The sequence below is a fragment of the Nocardioides oceani genome, from assembly GCF_030412965.1.
GTDB classification, from domain to species: domain Bacteria; phylum Actinomycetota; class Actinomycetes; order Propionibacteriales; family Nocardioidaceae; genus Nocardioides; species Nocardioides oceani.
Genome location: NZ_JAUHJQ010000008.1, coordinates 93,251 through 113,286 on the forward strand (window position 1 = coordinate 93,251; position 20,036 = coordinate 113,286).

Sequence of the window (20,036 nt, forward strand, 5' to 3'; positions counted from 1 at the left end):
TTCACCGGCCTCCCGCGAGGGCGGCCATCTCGCGGAACCGGCGCACCTGCGCCTCGCGCTCGAGGCGCCGCTGCGTCTCGAGGTCCCGCTCCTGCGCCCCCTGGAGGAGCGCCTTGATCTCGCGGACCGCGCCCGGGAGGGGCGCGACCAGGGCCTGCACCAGGTCGGCGACCGTCGAGTCCAGCTGCTCGGTCGGCACGGCGGCCAGCGCCAGGCCGATCCGCACGGCCTCGTCGGCACCCACCATCCGCGCGGTCGCGCAGATCTCCAGTGCCCTGGCGTAGCCAACGCTGTCGACCAGCGGCTTTGTTCCCGTCAGGTCCGGCACCAGGCCGAGGGCCGCCTCCTTCATCGACAGCTGGGCGTCGGTCGAGACGACGCGCAGGTCGCAGGCGAGCGCGAGCTGGAAGCCGGCGCCGATGGCGTAGCCGTGCACCGCGGCCACCGAGACGAACCGCGGGTCGCGCAGGAACGTGAAGCCCCGCTGGTAGGCGTCGATCGTCGCCGACAGCTCCTCGTCGGACAGCATCACCAGCCCGGCCACCGACTCCTCCGCGCCGCCGACCGACGACGGGTCCAGCAGCCGCCGGTCGAGGCCCGCGGAGAAGGCGGCCCCGTTGCCCCGCACCACCACGACACGTACGTCGCCGGGCAGCGCGTCCCCGAGGTCGGCCAGCGCGCGCCACATCGCCGGTGTCTGCGCGTTCCGCACGTCGGGCCGGTCGAGGGTGATGGTCGCGACCGGACCGGTCAGGTCCAGCTGCAGGCCCGCCGCGGCGAGCATCTGCGGTGAGGGTGTCGTCATGAGCCGGAGCCTAGGTGCGGCCACCGACGACCCGGCCGCGGGGCGGCCGTCGATCGACCGGACGCTCAGGCGAGCGAGACGAGGTCGGCGTACTCCTCGTTCCAGAGGTCCTCGTCGCCGTCGGGCAGCAGCAGCACCCGGTCCGGCTCGAGCGCGCGCACGGCGCCCTCGTCGTGGGTGACCAGCACGATCGCGCCCTCGTAGGTGCGGATCGCGGCCAGCACCTCCTCGCGCGAGGCGGGGTCGAGGTTGTTGGTCGGCTCGTCGAGCAGCAGCACGTTGGCGCTGGAGACCACGAGCGAGGCCAGCGCGAGGCGGGTCTTCTCCCCACCCGAGAGCACCTTGGCCGGCTTGTGGGCGTCCTCGCCGGAGAAGAGGAACGAGCCGAGCACCGAGCGGGCCTCGGTGTCGGTGAGCTGCGGCGCGGCGGACTGCATGTTCTCCAGCACGGTCCGGTCGGTGTCGAGCGTCTCGTGCTCCTGGGCGTAGTAGCCGACCTTGAGCCCGTGGCCCGGCACGACCTCGCCGGTGTCCGCGCGGTCGACGCCGGCGAGGATCCGCAGCATCGTGGTCTTGCCCGCGCCGTTGAGGCCGAGGATGACCACGCGCGAACCCTTGTCGATGGCGAGGTCGACGTCGGTGAAGACCTCCAGCGACCCGTAGGACTTCGACAGCCCCTCCGCGGTGAGCGGCGTCTTCCCGCACGCCGCCGGCTTCGGGAAGGCGATCCGCGCGACCTTGTCGGCCTGCCGCTCGCCCTCGAGCCCGGCCATCATCTTCTCGGCGCGCTTGAGCATCGACTGGGCGGCCGAGGCCTTGCTGGCCTTGGCCCGCATCTTGTTCGCCTGGTCGGTCAGCGTCTTGGCCTTGGACTCGGCGTTGGCGCGCTCGCGCTTGCGGCGCCGCTCGTCGGTCTCGCGCTGGACGAGGTAGTCCTTCCAACCCATGTTGTACACGTCGATGACGCCGCGGTTGGCGTCGAGGTGGAGGACCTTGTTGACCGTCTCCTCCAGCAGGCCGTTGTCGTGGCTGATCACGATGAACCCGCCGCGGTGGGCCTTGAGGAAGTCGCGCAGCCACACGATCGAGTCGGCGTCGAGGTGGTTGGTGGGCTCGTCGAGGATGAGGATCTCGGCGCCCGAGAAGAGGATCCGCGCCAGCTCGACGCGGCGCCGCTGGCCGCCGGAGAGGGTCTTGAGCGGCTGGGCCAGGATCCGGTCCTCGATGCCCAGGCTGTGCGCGATCACCGCGGCCTCGGACTCCGCGGCGTACCCGCCGCCGGCGTGCAGCTCGGCGTCGGCCCGCTCGTAGCGGCGCATCGCCTTGTCGCGGACGGCCGGATCGTCGCTGCCCATCGCGGTCTCGGCGTCGCGCAGGCGGCGTACGACGTCGTCGAGCCCGCGCGCGGACAGGATGCGGTCGCGGGCGATCACCTCCGGGTCGCCCGTGCGGGGGTCCTGCGGCAGGTAGCCGACGTCGCTGGTGGTGGTGACCGTCCCGCTCGCGGGCTGGCCCTCGCCGGCGAGGATCTTGGTCAGCGTGGTCTTGCCGGCGCCGTTGCGCCCGACCAGACCGATCTTGTCCCCGGGCGCGACCCGGAAGCCGACGTTCTCCATGAGCAGTCGCGCGCCCGCTCGGACTTCCAGCTGGGTGGCGGTGATCATGAGGGCACCGAGTCTAGTTGGGGTACGGGCCCAGCCACGAACCGGTTCGCACGTGTGAGGAGTCACCATGCGCTTCAACCCCAAGGCCCGTCTCGACACCGGTCGGGTCCGCGACCGCGGGCGCGGCGGCGGTGGGGGGTTCGGCCGCGGCGGCGGGTCCATGGGCGGCGCCCGGATGCCCATCCCCGGGGGCATGCGCGCCGGAGGTGGCATCGGCGGCGTGATCGTCGTCGTGCTGTTCCTGGTGCTCACCCAGTGCGTCGGGGGCGGCGTCCCGGGGCTGGGCGGCGGGTCGTCGTCGGCGTACGACACCAGCCGGTTCGCCGGGAGCGACCGGTACGAGAACTGCCGGACCGGCGAGGACGCGAACGACGACGTCGACTGCGCGCGCGTGGCGGTCGAGAACTCCCTCCACGACTTCTGGTCCGACGAGCTCGGCGACCGGTTCCGCCCGGTCGAGCAGCTCGCGACCTTCTCCGGCTCGACGCAGACCGGCTGCGGCGGCGCGACCTCCGACGTCGGGCCGTTCTACTGCCCGGGCGACTCCTCGATCTACCTCGACACGACGTTCTTCGACGCCGTGCTCGAGCGGCAGCTCGGCGGACCCAGCGGCGGGTTCGTCGAGCCGTACGTCCTGGCCCACGAGTACGGCCACCACATCCAGAACCTCCTCGACACCATGAGCCGCGTGCGGACCCAGCAGGGTCCGACGAGCGACGCGGTGCGCCTGGAGCTGCAGGCCGACTGCTACGCCGGCATGTGGGCGCGGGCCGCGACGTCCACCGAGGACGCCGACGGCAACGTGCTTATCTCCGAGCTCACCCGGCAGGACGTCGAGGAGGCGGTCGCGGCCGCGGGGGCCGTCGGGGACGACCGGATCCAGGAGAAGACCCAGGGCCAGGTGACCGAGGAGTCCTGGACCCACGGGTCCGCCGAGATGCGGGTGCGCTGGTTCGAGACCGGCTTCGACTCCGGCTCCCTCGACGCCTGCGACACCTTCGCCGCCGACCGCCTCTGAGGCGCGACGGAGGTCGGGCGCACTTCCCGGAAGCTTCATCGGCCGGCCGATGAAACTGTCGCTCGGCCGATGGAACTTCATCGGCCAACCGGGAGGTTTGTCGGCCGGCCGATGAAACTGTCGCTCGGACGATGGAACTTCATCGGCCAACCGGGAGGTTCGTCGGCCGGCCGATGAAACGTGCTGCTCGGCCCGCCGACCCCGAGCGACTCAGCCCCGGAGCAGCGCCTCGACGTGGGCCGCCTGCCGCTGCAGCGCGCGCAGGTGGGGGGCGACGGCCGGGTGGCGGTACTTCCCGGCGAGGGCGCCCTCGCCCCCGGCGACGCGGGCGAGCGCCCACTCCGCCCGGTTGAGGGCGGTGAGCACGGCGGTCACCCGGGCTCCGTGCAGCACCTGCTCGGGCGTCGCGAGCCCGTCCGGAAGCCCCAGGAGGTAGGCCTCCACGAGCGGGTCGAGCTCCTCGCGGGCCTGCAGCGAGTAGTAGCCGAGGTCCGCCCCCACCGGGCCGTGCCCGAGCGTGCCCCAGTCGATCGCGACGACGTCGTCGCCGTCGCAACCGGGCAGGTTCGCCGGCGTGGGGTCGCCGTGCTGGGCGACCTGGGGCAGCGCGTCGAGCTCAGCGAGGAGCGCCGAGCGCCGTCCCCACAGGTGGTCGGCGACGTCGGCGACCGTGGTCCGGGCCAGGGTTCGCCAGCCGCCACCGCGCTCGACCCGGCGCACCCGGCCGCGCAGCTGGTCGCGCGCCAGCGCCGGTCCGGCCAGCGCGGCGCCCGCGAACCGGCCCAGGCAGCGCGCCACGAACAGGCCGCTGTTGGCGGCGTCCTCGACCCACACCTGGGTCAGCGTGATGCCGTCGGCGTCCTCCTCGGCGGCGGCCTGCGGGTCCGCCCGCAGACCGGGCGTGGCGACCACGAGACCGGAGGTGAGCACGTCCGCGGGGCGCCGCCAGTACGCCGCGTGGTGGGGGTCGGAGAGCTCGTCGGGGTCGCCGGGGGCCGGGCGCGCGAGGCGCTTGACCACGACCGGCTGGTCGCCGAGGACCGTGCGCCAGACGCCGACGGTCGACGGACCGCTCCCGCCGGGCATCGCCAGCCACCCCGGCTCGGGCTGCCACATGGCCCGGACGCTAGCCACCGGGGTGCCCCGCGTCACGCAGGCGCGCAGGGGGCCGGTGCCCTGCCGCCTCGTGCTGCCCAGCGTGCGCTCCACCGCACGGTCGGCATCACGAGGCGTTGTGGACGCGCACCTGCACCGCGCACGCGTCGAGGACCGCCTGGTCGAGCACCGCCCGCCGAGGATCGGGTACGGCGAGCCAGGGACCGACGACGGTGAGCCGGTCGAGCGGCGGCCCGGCCAGCACCTCCTCGACCGCCGGCCGGTCCCCGCCGGTGACCAGCGGACCCCCCAGGCCGTGGAGGACGCGGGCGGCGTGGCCGGCCGCGGCCTCGTAGGCGGCGCGCGCCTGGTTGTCGCGCCGGCGGGCGAACCGCTGCTGGCTCTGCCCGCCGGCCTTGGTCCTCCCCTGCACGTGCCGCTGGCCGACCTTGGAGTCGACCACCGACGTGCCCGAGACGCGGGCGACGGCGAAGCCGCCCTTGCGGACGAGCAGCACGCCCCAGTCCGCCGGCGGGATGCTCGCGCCCGCGAACGCCTCGGCGTCCGGCAGGCCGGCGTACGCCTGCTCGAACGGCAGCCGCGCGGTGAAGTCGGAACCGTCCGCGGCGGTGCCGGCCAGCCCGCCGTCGACCACGGCGAGCGCGGTCGCGCCGTGGCGGCCCTGGAAGTTCAGCACCCACCGTGCCCAGCGCTCGGCCGGCACGAGCACCGGCCCGCCACCCGCGGTCACGGGAGCGTCACCGCGGCGGCTTGGGGTGCAGCACCCGGAAGCGCTCCAGCACGACCGGCATGTCCGGTCGGAAGCCCCGCGCGTGGGGGTCGACGTCGCGGAAGAACGCCTCGTGCCGGGCGCGCCACGAGCCGAGCGACCCATCGCCCTCGCCCTCGGCGTGCGCGTGGTCCTCGTCGACCTCGCTGAAGGGGACGACCCGCACCTCGGTCGTCGAGACGAGAGCCCGCGGGTGGCCACCGCCGTCGAGCACGATGCCCAGCGTGCCGACCTCGGGCAGCGGCTCGCCCTCGAGCGCGTAGTCCTCCGCCGCGCTGGCGGTCGCGGTCTTGCGCCCGGCGGCGACGAGCTCGGCCAGCTCGTCGGCCTGCTCCGGCGTGGCCCCGAAGGACCACGCCGGGGGCGGCAGCGAGACCAGCCCGGACGGGCCGAAGTACGCCGGCAGCCGCTCCAGCTTGGCCTGCCGCCGCGCGAGCACCCAGAAGGTCTCGACCTCAGGCGACCCGCCGGCGACGGCCGCCTCGTCGCTCACCGCCGACTCAGACGTTGAAGCCGAGGGCGCGCAGCTGCTCGCGGCCGTCGTCGGTGATCTTGTCCGGGCCCCACGGCGGCATCCAGACCCAGTTGATCGCGACGTCGTTGACCAGGCCCTCGAGCGCGGCGTTGGTCTGGTCCTGGATGACGTCGGTCAGCGGGCAGGCCGCCGAGGTCAGCGTCATGTCCAGCACGACGTTCGAGCCTTCGTCGACGTGCACGTCGTACACGAGGCCGAGGTCGACGACGTTGATCCCCAGCTCGGGGTCGACGACGTCCTTCATCGCCTCGGTGACCTCGTCCACCGAGACGGTGGACGAGCCGGCGGCGGGGGCGGCACCGGTGGCCTCGGGGACCTCCGGCAGGTCGGAGTGGTCGAGCTCGGTCATCGGGTCTCCTCCAGGGATCGGGCGGTGGCGTCCTTCCATGCCATCCACGACAGCAGCGCGCACTTGACGCGCGCGGGGAACTTCGCGACGCCGGCGAAGGCGATGCCGTCCTCCAGCACGTCCTCGTCGGGCTCCACGGTCCCCTTGCCCTGCATCAGGGTCAGGAACTCCTCGTGGACCGACATGGCCTCAGCGACCGGCTTGCCGATCACGAGGTCGGTCAGCACCGACGCGGACGCCTGCGAGATCGAGCAGCCGACGGCGTCGTAGGAGACGTCGGCGACGGTGCCGTCGGCGATGTGGACGCGCAGCGTCACCTCGTCGCCGCAGGTCGGGTTCACGTGGTGCACCTCGGCCTCGTAGGGCTCGCGCAGGCCCGCGTGGTGCGGGTTCTTGTAGTGGTCCAGGATGATCTCCTGGTACAGCGAGTCGAGCTCGGCGTTCATCTCTCAGCCCACCTTGAAGTACGCGCGGGTGTGCTCGAGGCCCTCGACGAGGGCGTCGATCTCCGCGGGGGTCGTGTAGAGGTACGACGACATGCGGGTCGAGCTCTGTACCCCGAACCGGGCGTGGGCCGGCTTGGCGCAGTGGTGACCGGCCCGCACGGCGACGCCGCGGGAGTCGAGCACCTGGGCGATGTCGTGGGGGTGCACGCCGTCCATCTCGAACGCCACCGCTCCCCCGCGCCGGGTCACGTCCAGCGGGCCGAGCACCCGCAGGCCGGGGATCGTCGCCAGGCCCTCGAGCGCGTACGCCGTGATGGCCTGCTCGTGGCGGTGGATGTTCTCCATCCCGACCGCGGCGAGGTACTCCAGCGCGGCGCCGAGGCCGACGGCCTCCACGATCGGCGGGGTGCCGGCCTCGAACTTGTGCGGGATGCCGGCGTACGTCGACCGCTCCATGCGGACGGTCTCGATCATCTCGCCGCCGCCGAGGAACGGCGGCAGCTGCTCGAGCAGCGACCGCTTGCCCCACAGCACGCCGATGCCGGTCGGGCCGACGACCTTGTGACCGGTGAAGACCAGGACGTCGGCGTCGACGGCGGTGACGTCGACGGGCAGCTGCGGCGCGGCCTGCGAGGCGTCGACCACGACGATCGCGCCGACCTCGTGGGCCCGCCGGGCGATCTCCGCGACCGGGTTGATCGTGCCGAGCATGTTCGAGACCCAGGTCAGCGAGACGACCTTGGTCCGCTCGGTGATCAGCGAGTCGATGTCGGCGAGGTCCAGCTCGCCGGACTCGGTGAGACCGAACCAGCGCAGCGTGGCGCCCTTGCGCTCGGTGAGCAGCTGCCACGGCACGATGTTGGAGTGGTGCTCCATCTCGGTGACGACGACCTCGTCGCCGGCACCGATCGCCAGGTCACCGGTCGCCCAGGCCAGCGTGTTCGCGACCAGGTTGAGCGCCTCGGAGGCGTTCTTGGTGAAGACCACCTCGTCGCGGCTCGGGGCGCCGATGAAGCGCGCGACGACGTCGCGGGCGTTCTCGAACGCCTCGGAGGACTCCGCCCCGAGCTGGTGCATGGCGCGGGCGACGTTCGCGTTGTGCCGCTCGAGGTGGTCGACCATCGCGTCGATCACGCACTGCGGCTTCTGCGAGGTGTTCGCGCTGTCGAGGTACACCAGCGGCACCCCGCCCGCGAGCGTGCGCTCGAGGATCGGGAAGTCCTTGCGGATGACCTCCAGCTCGGGGAGGAGTCCGGGGAGCGTCATCAGACCGCCGCGGCCTTGAGGTACTTGTCGTAGCCCTCGGCCTCGAGCTCGTCGGCGAGCTCGGATCCGCCGGAGGCCGCGACCTTGCCGGCCACGAAGACGTGGACGAAGTCCGGCTTGATGTAGCGCAGGATGCGCGTGTAGTGCGTGATCAGCAGGACGCCCTTGCCCTCCTGCTCGCGGAAGCGGTTGACGCCCGCGGAGACGACCTTGAGCGCGTCGATGTCGAGGCCGGAGTCGGTCTCGTCGAGGATCGCGACCTTCGGGTCGAGCAGCTCGAGCTGGGCGATCTCGTGACGCTTCTTCTCGCCGCCGGAGAAGCCCTCGTTGACCGAGCGGGTGCCGAAGGTCGGGTCGAGGTTGAGCCGCTCGAGGGCGCCGTTGACGTCCTTGACCCAGGTGCGCAGCTTGGGGGCCTCGCCGTCGATGGCGGTCTTCGCAGTGCGCAGGAAGTTCGACACCGAGACGCCGGGGACCTCGACGGGGTACTGCATCGCGAGGAACAGGCCGGCGCGGGCGCGCTCGTCGACCGACATGGCCAGGACGTCCTCGCCGTCCAGAGTCACGGTCCCGCCGGTGATCGTGTACTTCGGGTGGCCGGCGATCGAGTAGGCCAGCGTCGACTTGCCCGAGCCGTTGGGGCCCATGATCGCGTGGGTCTCGCCCGACGCGATGGTCAGCGTGACGCCCTTGAGGATCTCCTTGGGACCGTCCTCGGTGTCCACGGACACCTGCAGGTCCTTGATGACGAGCTCGCTCATGAGGGGGTGACTCCGTTCAGGGTGGTGGTGGTGTCGACGTAGACGTCGCTCGTGCCGTCGGGGTTGGCGCGGACCTCCACGGGGAAGGTCGCGACGGGTTCGGTGGCCGGGAGGCCGGTGGGCTTGCCGGTGCGCAGGTCGAAGCGGGAGCCGTGCAGCCAGCACTCGACGGTGCAGTCCGCGACCTCGCCCTCGCTCAGCGACACCGAGGCGTGCGAGCAGAGGTCCTGCAGGGCGTACACCTCGTCGCCGTCGCGCGCCACGGCGACGTCGTGCGCCCCGACGGTGACGGCGAGCGCCTCGTCGGCGGGCACGTCGGCCAGCGCGCAGGCGCGCTCGAAGGTCACGGGGCCCCCACCGGCGGCAGGCCGTCGAGGACGTTCTTGGCCAGCTCGGCCTCGACGGTGTCGGTCAGCTGCTCCTCGAGCGAGGGGATGCCGACCTTGCGGATCAGGTCGTTGAAGAAGCCGTGCAGTACCAGGCGTCGCGCCTCGGCGTCGGAGACGCCGCGCGAGCGCAGGTAGAACAGCTGCTCGTCGTCGAAGCGGGCGGTGGCGGACGCGTGGCCCGCGCCCTCGATCTCGCCGGTCTCGATCTCGAGGTTCGGCACCGAGTCGGCCTGGCAGCCGTCGGTGAGCACGAGGTTGCGGTTCTCCTCGTAGGTCCCGATGCCCTCGGCGACCTTGCGGATCAGCACGTTGCCGATCCAGACCGTGCGCGCGCCCTGGCCCTGCAGCGCGCCCTTGTAGACGACGTTGGACTTCGTCCGCGGCTGGTTGTGGTCGGCGAAGAGCCGGTGCTCCAGGTGCTGGCCGGCGTCGGCGAAGTACAGGCCGAGCAGCTCGGCCTCGCCGCCGGGACCGTCGTACTCGACGTTGGCGTGCATCCGGACCACGTCGCCGCCGAAGCTCACCGAGGTGTGCTTGACGCTCGCGTCGCGGCCGACCCGGATCGCGTCGCGGCCCAGGTGGACCGCGTCGTCGTCCCAGTCCTGCAGCGAGACCATGTTCAGCTCGGCGCCGTCGCCCACGACGACGGTCGTGGTGGCGGCGTACCGGGCCGAGCCGGTGTGGCGCAGCACGATCGTGGCCTTGGAGTGCCGGCCCAGGCGGACCACGACGTGGCCCCACACGAGGTCCTCGGCGCCCTCGCCGGTCAGCGTCACGACGACCGGCTCGGTGGCCTCGAGGTCGGCCGGGACGTCCAGCAGCACCGCGCCGCCGGCGTTCGCGACGGCCAGCGCGGAGGGCCGGTCGTTGGGCGCCAGCTCACCGATCTCGCGCGCCTGCTCGGCGGTGATGTCGCTCAGCGTCACGCCGTCGGGCAGGGAGACCTCGCGGCGCAGCCGCTTGTCGGACGCCTCGCCGTCGAGGATCCCGCGCAGCCGCTTGAGCGGCGTGAAGCGCCAGACCTCCTCGCGCCCGGTCGGGACCGGGTGGTCGGCGAGGTCGTACGACGGCGGGGGGTTGAGGTGGGACTCCACCCGGTCCTGCTCCAGGGCGCTCGCGACGCTGTCGCGGGCGATGGCCGGGTCGGTGTCAGTCACGGTCACTACGTCTGTCTTTCTGGGTCGGCGGGAGGGACGGGAGCCGGCGTCAGCCGACCGCGCCCTCCATCTGGAGCTCGATGAGGCGGTTGAGCTCGAGGGCGTACTCCATCGGCAGCTCCTTGGCGATCGGCTCCACGAAGCCGCGGACGATCATCGCCATCGCCTCGTCCTCCTCCATGCCGCGCGACATGAGGTAGAAGAGCTGGTCGTCGGAGACCTTCGAGACGCTCGCCTCGTGGCCCATGGACACGTCGTCCTCGCGGATGTCGACGTAGGGGTAGGTGTCCGAGCGGCTGATCTGGTCGACCAGCAGCGCGTCGCAGAGCACGTTCGACTTCGAGCCGTGGGCGCCCTCGTTGACCTGGATCAGGCCGCGGTACGACGTCCGGCCACCGCCGCGGGCGACCGACTTGGACAGGATCGAGCTGGAGGTGTTCGGCGCGGCGTGGACCATCTTCGCGCCGGCGTCCTGGTGCTGGCCCTCGCCGGCGAACGCGATCGACAGCGTCTCGCCCTTGGCGTGCTCGCCCATGAGGTAGACGGCCGGGTACTTCATCGTCACCTTGGAGCCGATGTTGCCGTCGACCCACTCCATCGTCGCGCCGGCCTCGCAGGTCGCGCGCTTGGTGACGAGGTTGTAGACGTTGTTCGACCAGTTCTGGATGGTCGTGTAGCGGACGCGGGCGCCCTTCTTCACGACGATCTCGACGACGGCGGAGTGCAGGGAGTCCGAGGAGTAGATCGGCGCCGTGCAGCCCTCGACGTAGTGCACGTAGGAGTCCTCGTCGGCGATGATCAGCGTCCGCTCGAACTGGCCCATGTTCTCGGTGTTGATCCGGAAGTAGGCCTGCAGCGGGATGTCGACGTGGACGCCCTTGGGCACGTAGATGAACGAGCCGCCGGACCACACCGCGGTGTTGAGCGCGGAGAACTTGTTGTCACCGACGGGGATGACGGTGCCGAAGTACTCCTTGAACAGCTCCGGCTGCTCCTTGAGCGCGGTGTCGGTGTCGAGGAAGAGCACGCCCTGGGCCTCGAGGTCCTCGCGGATCGAGTGGTAGACGACCTCGGACTCGTACTGCGCGGCGACGCCGGAGACGAGGCGCTGCTTCTCCGCCTCGGGGATGCCGAGCTTGTCGTAGGTGTTCTTGATGTCCTCGGGGAGGTCGTCCCAGGTGGCGGCCTGCTTCTCGCTGGACCGCACGAAGTACTTGATGTTGTCGAAGTCGATCGCGCCGAGGTCGGAGCCCCAGGTCGGCATCGGCTTGCGGTCGAAGAGCTTGAGGCCCTTCAGGCGCAGGTCGAGCATCCACTGCGGCTCGTTCTTCTTGGCGGAGATGTCGCGGACGACGTCCTCGTTAAGACCACGCTTGGCGGTCGCACCGGCGGTGTCCGGGTCGGCCCAGCCGAACTCGTAGCGGCCGATGCCCTTGAGCTCGGGGTTCAGCTCCTCGATGGAGGTCATGGGGTGACCGTCTCCTTCTCCTGGATGGACGTGCTCGTGGTGGTGCTCGTGCTGGGGATGCAGGTGGTGCAGACCCCGTCGCCGTGGGCGATGGTGGCCAGGCGCTGGACGTGGCTGCCCAGCACCGCCGAGATCGCCTCGGTCTCGGCCTCGCACAGCTGGGGGAACTCGTGGGCGACGTGGCTGACGGGGCAGTGCTGCTGGCACAGCTGCTCCCCCACCGGCACGTCCCGCACGGCGGCGGCGTAGCCCTCGTCGGTCAGGACGCGGGCCAGGGCCCCCACCGGGCTGAGCTCCGGGTGCTGCTCGGCGACCTCGCCGAACCGCTCTCGGATGAACGCCACGCGGCGGCTCGCGAATTCCCGGACGGCGTCCTCGCCGCCGGTCTCGCGCAGGAACCGCAGCGCCTGCACGGCCAGGTCGTCGTACTGCTGGTCGAAGCTGTCGCGGCCCCGCTCGGTGAGCGCGAAGACCTTCGCGGGCCGGCCGCGGCCGCGGGTCGCGACCGTGCGCGGCTCACGCGCCTCGACGGCACCCTCCTCGACCAGCTGGTCGAGGTGGCGCCGCACCGCGGCGGGCGTCAGCGCCAGGCGCTGCGCGAGCGCCGCGGCGGTCGACGGGCCGTCGACGAGGATCGACCGGGCGACGCGCTGACGCGTCGGCTGGTCGCCGCCGGGGCGGGTCTCGTCGAATTCCACTACACCAGTGTGACGTTATTGCCCGAGCCCCTTCAAGGAAGGCTCGCCTTACCTGCCCGTGCGCGGTGACGTCCGTCTCAGCCAGGCCAGTCCGAGGAACGGCAGCAGGAGCGGGAGGAAGCCGTAGCCCTGCCCGAAGTGGGACCAGACGGTCCGGTCGGGGAAGAGGTCGGTGGCCGCGTAGGACAGCGTGCCGACGACCAGCACGCCGACCGCCTCGACGGCGACGGCCACCAGCGCCGCCCACCAGCCGCGGGGGCCGCCGACGAGCAGGCAGGTGGTGGCGGCGAGGTAGACCAGCGCGGCGAGGAGCGAGAGGGAGTACGCCAGCGGCGCGCGGTCCGCGTCCGTGCCGAGCTGCACGAGCGAGCGGCCGGTCGCGGCGACCGCGAACACGGCGTACACCGCCACCAGGATGCGGCCCCAGCCGCTGGAGAGCTCACGCACCGGCGGTCCAGATGGAGAAGACGCGGACCTCGAGCGCGACGACCGTCAGCAGGGCGACCAGCAGGACCGCCGTCCCCGCGCGCGAGCGCTCGGCCAGCGACCAGAAGGCACCCAGCGGCAGCACCAGCGGCAGGGAGAGCAGGTAGCCGAGGAAGGTCGCCGCCGCCACGTCCCGCTCGGTGCCCGCCAGCGCCACGCACCCGACGACCGCCTGGACGAGCAGCACGACCTCGACCGCGGCGAGGGCGAGGAAGGTCGGGTCGCCGGCGGTCTCGTCGCGGACCAGGTGCACCACGACCATCACGCCGGCCACCAGCACGAGGGCCAGGACCAGCCAGAGGAGCACCGCGTTCACGGCCTGCACCCTAGGCCCTGCCCGGGGCGGGGCCCGCGCCGGACGTTTCCTAGACTGACGGGGTGTCCGACGCCGCCCCAGCAGTCGCCGTCGACGGCCTGGTGATGCGGTACGGCGACAAGGTCGCCGTCGACGAGCTCTCCCTGACCGTCGACCGCGGCACCATCACCGCCGTCCTCGGCCCCAACGGCGCCGGCAAGACCACGACGCTCGAGACCTGCGAGGGCTACCGGCGACCACAGCGCGGGAGCGTGCGGGTGCTCGGCCTGGACCCCGTCGCGCAGCGCACCGAGCTGCTCCCCCGCATCGGCGTGATGCTGCAGGGCAGCGGCGCCTGGAGCGGCGTGCGCGCGATGGAGATGCTGCGCCACGTCGCCCGGCTCCACGCGCACCCGATGGACGCGGACGGGCTGGCCGACCGGCTGGGCCTCGGCGAGTGCGGTCGCACGCCGTACCGGCGGCTGTCCGGGGGCCAGCAGCAGCGCCTCGGACTGGCGATGGCGCTCGTCGGCCGCCCCGAGATCGTCTTCGTCGACGAGCCGACCGCGGGCATGGACCCGCAGTCGCGCCGCACGACCTGGGAGCTGCTCGGCGAGGTGCGTGCCGCCGGGGTGACCGTCGTGCTCACGACCCACTACATGGACGAGGCCGAGCGGCTCGCCGACCAGATCCACATCATCGACCACGGGAGGCTGATCGCCTCCGGCTCGCCCGTGCAGCTGACCCGCGGCGGCACGGCGGCGACGATCCGGCTCGTGGTGAGCCGCCCGTTCCCGCCCGGCGCCCCCGACTCGCTCCGGCTCGCCCTCGGCGACCTGATCGAGGTGACCCTGCTCGACGAGGTGAGCCTGCTGGTCACCGGCCCGGCCGACGCCACGACGCTGGCGAAGGTGTCGGGGTGGTGCGAGGAGCAGGGCGTCCTGCCCGAGTCGCTGACCCTGGGCCAGCGCACCCTCGAGGACGTCTTCCTCGAGCTGACCGGACGGGAGCTGCAGCCGTGACGACTCCCGGCACGAGCGACGGCGTGACCGACTGGACCCCGCGGCCCGGCGGCGCGCCGTGGCTGCGGCAGGTCGCGGCGCAGGCGTCGATGGAGTCGCGGCTCATGCTGCGCAACGGCGAGCAGCTGCTGCTCGCCGTCGTCATCCCGGTGATCGTGCTCGTCGGCGCGGTCCAGGGCGCCGACCGGGTCGACCTCGACCTCAGCGGGCGGGCCATCGACGTCTTCACCCCGGGAGTCCTGGCGCTGGCAGTCATGTCCACCTCGTTCACGTCGCTGGCGATCGCGACCGGGTTCGAGCGGCGCTACGGCGTGATCAAGCGGCTCGGCTCCTCGCCGCTCCCCCGCTCGGGCCTGCTCGCCGGCAAGGTCGGCGCACTCGTGCTCGTCGAGGCCCTCCAGGTCGTGGTGATCTCGGCCGTCGCGCTCGGCATGGGCTGGGACCCGGCCACCGGCGGCGGTGCCCTGTTGGGCGGGCTGCTGGCCGTGCTGCTCGGGACGGCGGCGTTCGCCGCGCTGGGGCTGCTCCTGGCCGGGGCGTTGCGCGCGGAGGCGACCCTGGCCGCCGCCAACCTGGTCTACCTGCTGCTCATGGCCGGCGGCGCCGTGGTGCTGCCGGCGTCGGCGTACGGCTCCTTCGGCGGCGTCGTCGAGTGGCTGCCCTCGGGCGCCCTCGGGGGCGCCATGCGCGACGCGCTGGTCGACGGTGTCGTCGCGCCCGTGGCGCTCCTCACCCTGCTCGGGTGGGCGGTGGTCGGCACGGTGCTGACCGCCCGGACGTTCAAGTGGGAGTGAGAAGCGTGGGATCCTGGGTCCGGTTCGGTGTCGAGGACGCCACCCGCTGGGTGCGGCCGATGGGCTGGGCGACCCTCGTCGCCAACATCGTCCTCGTCGTCACCGGCGGCGCGGTGCGGCTGACCGGCTCCGGCCTCGGCTGCCCGACCTGGCCGCGGTGCACCGAGGAGTCCTACACCCCGCACGGCGAGCTCACCCTGCACGCGGCCATCGAGTTCGGCAACCGGATGCTCACCTTCGTGCTGGTGGCGATCGCGGTGGCGACGTTCCTCGTCGCGTGGCGCAGCCGGCGCAGCGACCTGCTGCGCCTCTCGACGCTCCTGGCGCTCGGCATCCCGGCGCAGGCGGTCATCGGCGGCATCACGGTGCTGACCGACCTCAACCCGTGGATCGTCTCCCTCCACCTGGTCTGCTCCCTGGCGATCATCGGGCTCGCGGTGCGGTTCCTGCAGGTCGTCGACGCCCCGGTCGGTCCCGCCGTGCGCGGCGGGATGCTGCCGCTGGCCTGGGCGATGTTCGCGGCCGGCTGGGCGGTGCTCTACATCGGCACCATCGTCACCGGCTCGGGCCCCCACGCGGGCGACGAGGACTCCGTGCGCACGGGGCTCGACCCGCTGCAGGTCAGCCAGCTGCACGCGGACGCGGTCTTCCTCCTGGTCGGGCTCACCATCGGCCTGGTGCTGGCGCTGCGGGCGACCGGCGCTCCGGCGCAGGCGCAGCGCGCGGCGCGGGCGCTGCTCGGCGTCGAGCTGGGCCAGGGCGCGATCGGGTTCGTGCAGTACTTCACCGACCTGCCCGTCGTGCTCGTCGGCTTCCACCTGCTCGGTGCGGCGCTGACGTCCGCCGCGCTCACCTGGGCGCTGCTGACCGTGCGGCACCCCCGCGCCTCACACCAGCGACTCGTAGATCCCCTCGAGGTCGGCGGCGACGCTGCTCTGCAGGAAGCCGCGCACGCTCGCTGAGGCACCCTTCGCCAGCCGCGAGCGGAGCTCCGGCTCGTCCACCAGGCGCTGCAGCGCCGCGCCGAGCGAGAGGGCGTCGCCCGCCGGCACCACGAGCGCGGAGTCCTCGTGGGTGACCATGTCGGCGATCCCGCCCTGGCCGGTCGTCACCAGCGGGGCGCCCACCGCCATCGCCTCCAGCACCGTCGTCGGGCACGGGTCGGGCCACTCGCTGGGCAGGGCGGCCGCGAGGGCGTGCCGGAAGCCGTCCAGGACGCGCGGGTGCTCCCAGTGGTGGTGGACGTGGACGCCCGCCGGCACGTGGGAGAGGTCCATCGTCGGGCGCCCCACGAGGACCAGCTCCGGGCGACCGGCGGGACGCAGCCGCTCCCAGGCCCGCAGCAGGGTCGCCACGCCCTTCTGCTCGGACAGGTCGCCGGCGAAGAAGAGGTACGGCGTGGTCGGGAGGTCCGGGTCGCGCGGGTCGTCTCGCCGGGCGGCCGGCTCGGTGAGCTCGTCGGGCACGAAGTTCGGGACGACCTGCCAGCGGACGCCCTGCTCGTCGAGGCGGTTCGCGTCGGCGACGTACCGGCTCACGGGGGTGAAGACGTCGACCACCCGCCGGCGGGCCGGCAGGCCGGCGCGGACCGCGGCCTGGACGACCGGTCCGCGGGCGCGGCCGTAGTGCTGCTGGGTGCACCCGAAGCACTTCGCGGGCGAGGGTCCCGAGCACGGCGCGTCCTCGAACATCAGCCGCTTGGTCGGGCAGACGTGCCCGTAGTCGTGGAGCGAGTGCACGAGCGGGATGCGTCGCGCCGCCGGCACCGCCAGCCAGGAGGCGATGATCCAGTTGTGGGCGTGGGCGACGTCGGGCCGCACCTCCCGGGCGACCCGGGCGAGGTCCCGCACGGTGAGCGGGTCGGGCACCGGCAGGGCCAGCGGCCGGTCGGCCGTCGGGTACAGCGCCGGCGCGCGGCGGCCGACGTTGTCGAGCAGGTGGACGGTCACGCCCGCGTCGGTCGCCGGGGGCGGCGCCGCGCCGGTGTCGAGGGTGGCGACGTGGACGTCGTGGCCACGCGCGGCCAGCGCCACCGCCAGGTTGCGGACGTGGCGCTCCTCCCCGCCGATCACCGGCGGGTAGAACTGCGCCAGGAGCAGGATCCTCATCCCGTCACCCGGCTCGGCGTCTGGTCGGGCGGCTGGTGTGGGCCGGGGTGGTGGGCGGCCGCGGGTGGTCGACGATCGTTCAATTGCGCGGTTGTGTCGCGCGGAAGCGCTTCCACCGGTCCACGATCGTTCAATTGAACGATCGTGTGCGGCCCCGACGCTCCCGACACCGCCGACGCACGCGAGCGACCGGCGAGGAGACCGGCGAGGACGGCGACGCAGCCGACGACGATGCCGAGCGCGCGGGCGGGGTGCCCGGTGACGACGGCACGGAGGACGGCCAGCGGCAGGCGCAGGGCGAAGGCGCGCTCGGGGCCCAGGGAGCCCGCAGGGAGGCGGGCGGCGAGCCGCGCCTTCATCACGCCCTCGCCGTGGCAGCGGCGCACGAAGTAGGACCACGTCAGCCGCGGGGCCGGCACGTGGTGGCGGATGACCGCGCCGGGCTCGAAGGCGAACTCGCCGCCGGTCGCCGCGGTCGCGCGCAGGCAGAAGTCGGCCTCCTCGCCGCCGCCGATGACGTCGCCGTGGTAGCCGGTGGCGGGGTCGAACCCGCCGACGGCCAGGAAGGTCTCGCGGCGAACGACCGCGCAGCCGCCGTAGAAGTTCCGCACCCGCGCCGGTCCGGTCGGCATCCCGCGGTAGCTGCAGCCGAGCGTCCAGAGGAACTCCTCGGGCAGCCACACCGGCCGCCGGGCGCCGAAGACGGCGAGCGACCGGCCGCTGGCGCCGAGCACGGCCGGGTCGGCCATCGGCGCGAGCAGCCGCTCCAGCCACCGCTCGTCGGCGACGGCGTCGTCGTCGAGGAAGACCACGAGGTCGCTGGTCATCAGCTCGGCACCACGGGTGCGCGCCGCGGAGACGCCGCTGTTGACGCCCATCGCCGCGACCCGGACGCCGGGGACGACGGCGCGGACCCGTTCGGCCAGCGCCTCGTCGTTGTCGACCATGACGAGCAGCTCGTCGGGGCGTCGCGTCTGCGCCTGCACCGACGCGACGGCGGTGCGGACCAGCGCGAGCCGCTCGGCGGTGTGGGTGGCGACCATGACGCCCACGGTCGGCGCGTCGGTCGCGTGGTGGGGGTTGCTCGTCATGTCCAGGTCGCTCCTGCCAGTCGGGCGGTACGTCGGGTGGCGCGCCAGGCCGGCGTGGCGGCGCGCTTGAGCGCGGGCACGACCGAGCGCGGACCGCGTCCGGCGACCAGGTCGAGCACGGCGCGGGGGTCGTGCTGCGGGCCGACGAGCAGCCGGGAGACCGCGGTCGGGTCCTCGCCGGGCGGGCTGACCCGGTGCCCGATGACGCAGGCGTTGTCGTAGCCGAGCGCGTGCACCTGCCGACGCAGCACCGGCGAGGCGTACCCGTGCGGGTAGCAGAACGACACGACGGGCTGGCCGACGATCCCCTCGAGGACCGTCCTGCTCTCCCCGAGGTGCGAGGCGGCCACCGCGCGCGGCAGCACGTCCATCGGCACGTGCACGGCGCCGTGGCTGCCGACCTCGATCCCGAGCTCGGCGACGGCCGCGACGCCGCGGGCGTCGAGCAGCGGGAGCGCCGCGCCGGAACCGGGCAGCCAGTCGGCCGTCCCGCCGACGTTCCGCGACGGCACGTAGAGGGTGGCGCCGGCCCGCAGGTCGGCGAGCACCGGCACGGCGGCGTCGAGGAAGTCCCGGTAGCCGTCGTCGAAGGTCAACCCGACGACCTTGCGGCCGCTCCCCCGGGCGGCGAGGGCGTCGGTGAGGCCGAGCAGCTCGTAGCCCGCACCGGCCAGGGCGGACAGCTGCTCGGCGAGCAGCCCCGGCGGCACGCTGAGCTCGCCCAGGCCGGGCGGCATCGGGCTGCCGACCGCGTGGTACATCAGCACCGGCAGCCCCCTCGTCGCGGCGGTCACGAGCCGGCTCCCGCGGTCCGGGCGGCGCGCGCCGCGCGCATGGTGCGGGGAGCGGGCCCGAGCCGGCCGCGGACGTAGCCGTACCCGGTGGCGGTGAGCGCCGTCGCGATGCCCGCGGCGGCGCGCCACCCGTCCCGGTCGCCGTGGAGGCCGCGCGCCACCTCCCGACGTACGCCGGCGGTGAGGACGTGCCGCACGTAGGAGCGCTCCGTCGCCGTCGCGTCGACGCCGCCGACCAGGCGGGCCATCGCCGCCTTGGAGGTGCCCTCGGCGAGGGACCGGCCGCGGAGGTAGGACCAGCTCGTGCGCTGCTCCCCCACCCGGTGGTGGACGACGGCGGCCGGCTCGAGCACCACCCGCGCCCCCGGGACCCGCTGGGCGAGCCGGATGCACAGCTCGGTCTCCTCGCAGCCCACAGGGATCGCACCGATCCGGCCGGCGCCCTCGTCGAAGCCGCCGACCAGGTCGAAGACCTCGCGCCGGAAGGACATGCTGCAGCCCATCAGGTTCCGCACGTCGGCGCGGCCGGTGGGCTGCCCGCGGTAACTGCAGCCGACCACCCAGTCCAGCTCCGGCGGCAGGTGCGCCGGCCGTCCGCCGGTCGGCCACACCGGCCGGGCGGCGCCGCCGACGGCGAGCACGGCCGCGTCGTCGTAGGCGCCGACCAGCGCCGCCAGCCAGTCCGGCGCCGGCACCGCGTCGTCGTCCAGGAACGCCACGACCGAGCCGGTGGCGTGCGCGATCGCCGTGTTGCGCGCGCCGGAGAGGCCGCGGGCGCGGGTGTTCTCCACGACGGTCACGGCCGTGCCGTCCCACGTCACCCGCGCCCGGGCGAGCAGCTCCGGCGCATGGTCGACCACGAGCAGCACCTCGTCGGGCGGCACCGTCTGTGCGACGGTCCCGTCGAGCGCGGCGACCAGGTCGTCCCAGCGCGCCAGCGTGTAGGCGCAGACGACGACGGTCAGCCGAGGACCGGGCCGGGTCTCAGGCCGGGCCGGGGTCACG

Annotated in this window: 23 protein-coding genes; 4 read left to right on the plus strand and 19 right to left on the minus strand. The window is 73.4% G+C overall.

Features of this window, described 5'->3' with window-relative positions; translation table 11 throughout:
- Position 1: 1 nt before the first annotated feature.
- Together QWY28_RS17545 and abc-f are read right to left on the minus strand one after the other, a co-directional pair.
- Positions 2–805 carry an enoyl-CoA hydratase/isomerase family protein gene (locus QWY28_RS17545; protein ID WP_300953867.1) on the minus strand — a complete coding sequence of 268 codons (804 nt, stop codon included), beginning with the start codon at positions 803–805 and terminating at the stop codon, positions 2–4.
- Between the two features lie 65 nt (positions 806–870).
- Positions 871–2,469 (minus strand): ribosomal protection-like ABC-F family protein, encoded by a 1,599-nt coding sequence (gene abc-f / locus QWY28_RS17550; protein WP_300953868.1) that lies wholly within the window; start codon positions 2,467–2,469, stop codon positions 871–873.
- A 67-nt stretch (positions 2,470–2,536) separates the two neighbouring features.
- Between abc-f and ypfJ the strand changes: the two genes are divergently transcribed.
- Positions 2,537–3,487 carry a KPN_02809 family neutral zinc metallopeptidase gene (ypfJ, locus tag QWY28_RS17555; protein WP_300953869.1) on the plus strand — a complete coding sequence of 317 codons (951 nt, stop codon included), beginning with the start codon at positions 2,537–2,539 and terminating at the stop codon, positions 3,485–3,487.
- A 210-nt stretch (positions 3,488–3,697) separates the two neighbouring features.
- On the opposite strand, the gene QWY28_RS17560 is transcribed toward ypfJ, so the two are convergent.
- The 13 genes from QWY28_RS17560 to QWY28_RS17620 form a co-directional block, all read right to left on the minus strand.
- A complete protein-coding gene (locus QWY28_RS17560; protein ID WP_300953870.1) occupies positions 3,698–4,603 on the minus strand; it encodes a phosphotransferase family protein in 906 nt (301 codons plus the stop codon).
- Between the two features lie 106 nt (positions 4,604–4,709).
- Positions 4,710–5,333, minus strand: coding sequence for an acVLRF1 family peptidyl-tRNA hydrolase (locus QWY28_RS17565; protein ID WP_300953871.1), 624 nt, complete (start codon positions 5,331–5,333; stop codon positions 4,710–4,712).
- A gap of 7 nt (positions 5,334–5,340) precedes the next feature.
- A complete protein-coding gene (locus QWY28_RS17570) occupies positions 5,341–5,865 on the minus strand; it encodes an ASCH domain-containing protein (RefSeq protein WP_300953872.1) in 525 nt (174 codons plus the stop codon).
- A gap of 7 nt (positions 5,866–5,872) precedes the next feature.
- Positions 5,873–6,256, minus strand: coding sequence for a metal-sulfur cluster assembly factor (locus tag QWY28_RS17575; protein WP_300953873.1), 384 nt, complete (start codon positions 6,254–6,256; stop codon positions 5,873–5,875).
- Positions 6,253–6,702, minus strand: a complete 450-nt coding sequence (gene sufU, locus QWY28_RS17580; protein ID WP_300953874.1) for a Fe-S cluster assembly sulfur transfer protein SufU — start codon at positions 6,700–6,702, stop codon at positions 6,253–6,255. Before sufU ends, QWY28_RS17575 begins: the two co-directional genes overlap by 4 nt.
- A gap of 3 nt (positions 6,703–6,705) precedes the next feature.
- Positions 6,706–7,968, minus strand: a complete 1,263-nt coding sequence (locus tag QWY28_RS17585) for a cysteine desulfurase (RefSeq protein WP_300953875.1) — start codon at positions 7,966–7,968, stop codon at positions 6,706–6,708.
- Positions 7,968–8,729, minus strand: coding sequence for a Fe-S cluster assembly ATPase SufC (gene sufC / locus QWY28_RS17590; protein ID WP_300953876.1), 762 nt, complete (start codon positions 8,727–8,729; stop codon positions 7,968–7,970). The genes QWY28_RS17585 and sufC overlap by 1 nt, the downstream gene beginning before the upstream one ends.
- Positions 8,726–9,076, minus strand: a complete 351-nt coding sequence (locus QWY28_RS17595) for a non-heme iron oxygenase ferredoxin subunit (RefSeq protein ID WP_300953877.1) — start codon at positions 9,074–9,076, stop codon at positions 8,726–8,728. The genes sufC and QWY28_RS17595 overlap by 4 nt, the downstream gene beginning before the upstream one ends.
- Positions 9,073–10,275, minus strand: a complete 1,203-nt coding sequence (gene sufD, locus QWY28_RS17600) for a Fe-S cluster assembly protein SufD (protein WP_336622422.1) — start codon at positions 10,273–10,275, stop codon at positions 9,073–9,075. The genes QWY28_RS17595 and sufD overlap by 4 nt, the downstream gene beginning before the upstream one ends.
- A 49-nt stretch (positions 10,276–10,324) precedes the next feature.
- The gene (gene sufB, locus QWY28_RS17605) at positions 10,325–11,743 is read right to left on the minus strand and encodes a Fe-S cluster assembly protein SufB (protein ID WP_300953879.1); all 1,419 of its coding nucleotides are present in this window, start codon (positions 11,741–11,743) and stop codon (positions 10,325–10,327) included.
- Positions 11,740–12,441 carry a helix-turn-helix transcriptional regulator gene (locus QWY28_RS17610; RefSeq protein WP_300953880.1) on the minus strand — a complete coding sequence of 234 codons (702 nt, stop codon included), beginning with the start codon at positions 12,439–12,441 and terminating at the stop codon, positions 11,740–11,742. Before QWY28_RS17610 ends, sufB begins: the two co-directional genes overlap by 4 nt.
- Before the next feature lie 48 nt (positions 12,442–12,489).
- Positions 12,490–12,888 carry a hypothetical protein gene (locus QWY28_RS17615; RefSeq protein WP_300953881.1) on the minus strand — a complete coding sequence of 133 codons (399 nt, stop codon included), beginning with the start codon at positions 12,886–12,888 and terminating at the stop codon, positions 12,490–12,492.
- Positions 12,881–13,243 carry a hypothetical protein gene (locus QWY28_RS17620; protein ID WP_300953882.1) on the minus strand — a complete coding sequence of 121 codons (363 nt, stop codon included), beginning with the start codon at positions 13,241–13,243 and terminating at the stop codon, positions 12,881–12,883. The genes QWY28_RS17615 and QWY28_RS17620 overlap by 8 nt, the downstream gene beginning before the upstream one ends.
- Positions 13,244–13,305: 62 nt before the next feature.
- Here QWY28_RS17620 and QWY28_RS17625 point away from each other — a divergent pair, with 62 nt between their 5' ends.
- From QWY28_RS17625 to QWY28_RS17635, 3 genes are read left to right on the plus strand one after another with little or no spacing between them, the layout of a single operon-like run.
- Entirely contained in the window at positions 13,306–14,244 is a 939-nt protein-coding gene (locus QWY28_RS17625) for an ABC transporter ATP-binding protein (RefSeq protein WP_336622423.1), read from the plus strand.
- Positions 14,245–14,267: 23 nt separating this feature from the next.
- Positions 14,268–15,038 (plus strand): ABC transporter permease, encoded by a 771-nt coding sequence (locus tag QWY28_RS17630; protein WP_300953883.1) that lies wholly within the window; start codon positions 14,268–14,270, stop codon positions 15,036–15,038.
- 5 nt (positions 15,039–15,043) lie between these two features.
- Complete coding sequence (locus tag QWY28_RS17635) at positions 15,044–16,000, plus strand: COX15/CtaA family protein (protein WP_300953884.1); 957 nt, start codon at positions 15,044–15,046, stop codon at positions 15,998–16,000.
- Here QWY28_RS17635 and QWY28_RS17640 read toward each other — a convergent pair.
- Genes QWY28_RS17640 through QWY28_RS17655 form a run of 4 tightly spaced genes read right to left on the minus strand, consistent with a single transcriptional unit; the run spans position 15,926 to position 20,035 of the window.
- Positions 15,926–17,146 (minus strand): glycosyltransferase family 4 protein, encoded by a 1,221-nt coding sequence (locus QWY28_RS17640; protein WP_300953885.1) that lies wholly within the window; start codon positions 17,144–17,146, stop codon positions 15,926–15,928. The genes QWY28_RS17635 and QWY28_RS17640 overlap by 75 nt on opposite strands.
- Positions 17,143–18,237 carry a glycosyltransferase family 2 protein gene (locus QWY28_RS17645; protein ID WP_300953886.1) on the minus strand — a complete coding sequence of 365 codons (1,095 nt, stop codon included), beginning with the start codon at positions 18,235–18,237 and terminating at the stop codon, positions 17,143–17,145. Before QWY28_RS17645 ends, QWY28_RS17640 begins: the two co-directional genes overlap by 4 nt.
- Positions 18,234–19,031, minus strand: coding sequence for a polysaccharide deacetylase family protein (locus tag QWY28_RS17650; RefSeq protein WP_300953887.1), 798 nt, complete (start codon positions 19,029–19,031; stop codon positions 18,234–18,236). Before QWY28_RS17650 ends, QWY28_RS17645 begins: the two co-directional genes overlap by 4 nt.
- Positions 19,028–20,035 carry a glycosyltransferase family 2 protein gene (locus QWY28_RS17655; RefSeq protein WP_300953888.1) on the minus strand — a complete coding sequence of 336 codons (1,008 nt, stop codon included), beginning with the start codon at positions 20,033–20,035 and terminating at the stop codon, positions 19,028–19,030. Before QWY28_RS17655 ends, QWY28_RS17650 begins: the two co-directional genes overlap by 4 nt.
- Between the last annotated feature and the right edge of the window lies 1 nt (position 20,036).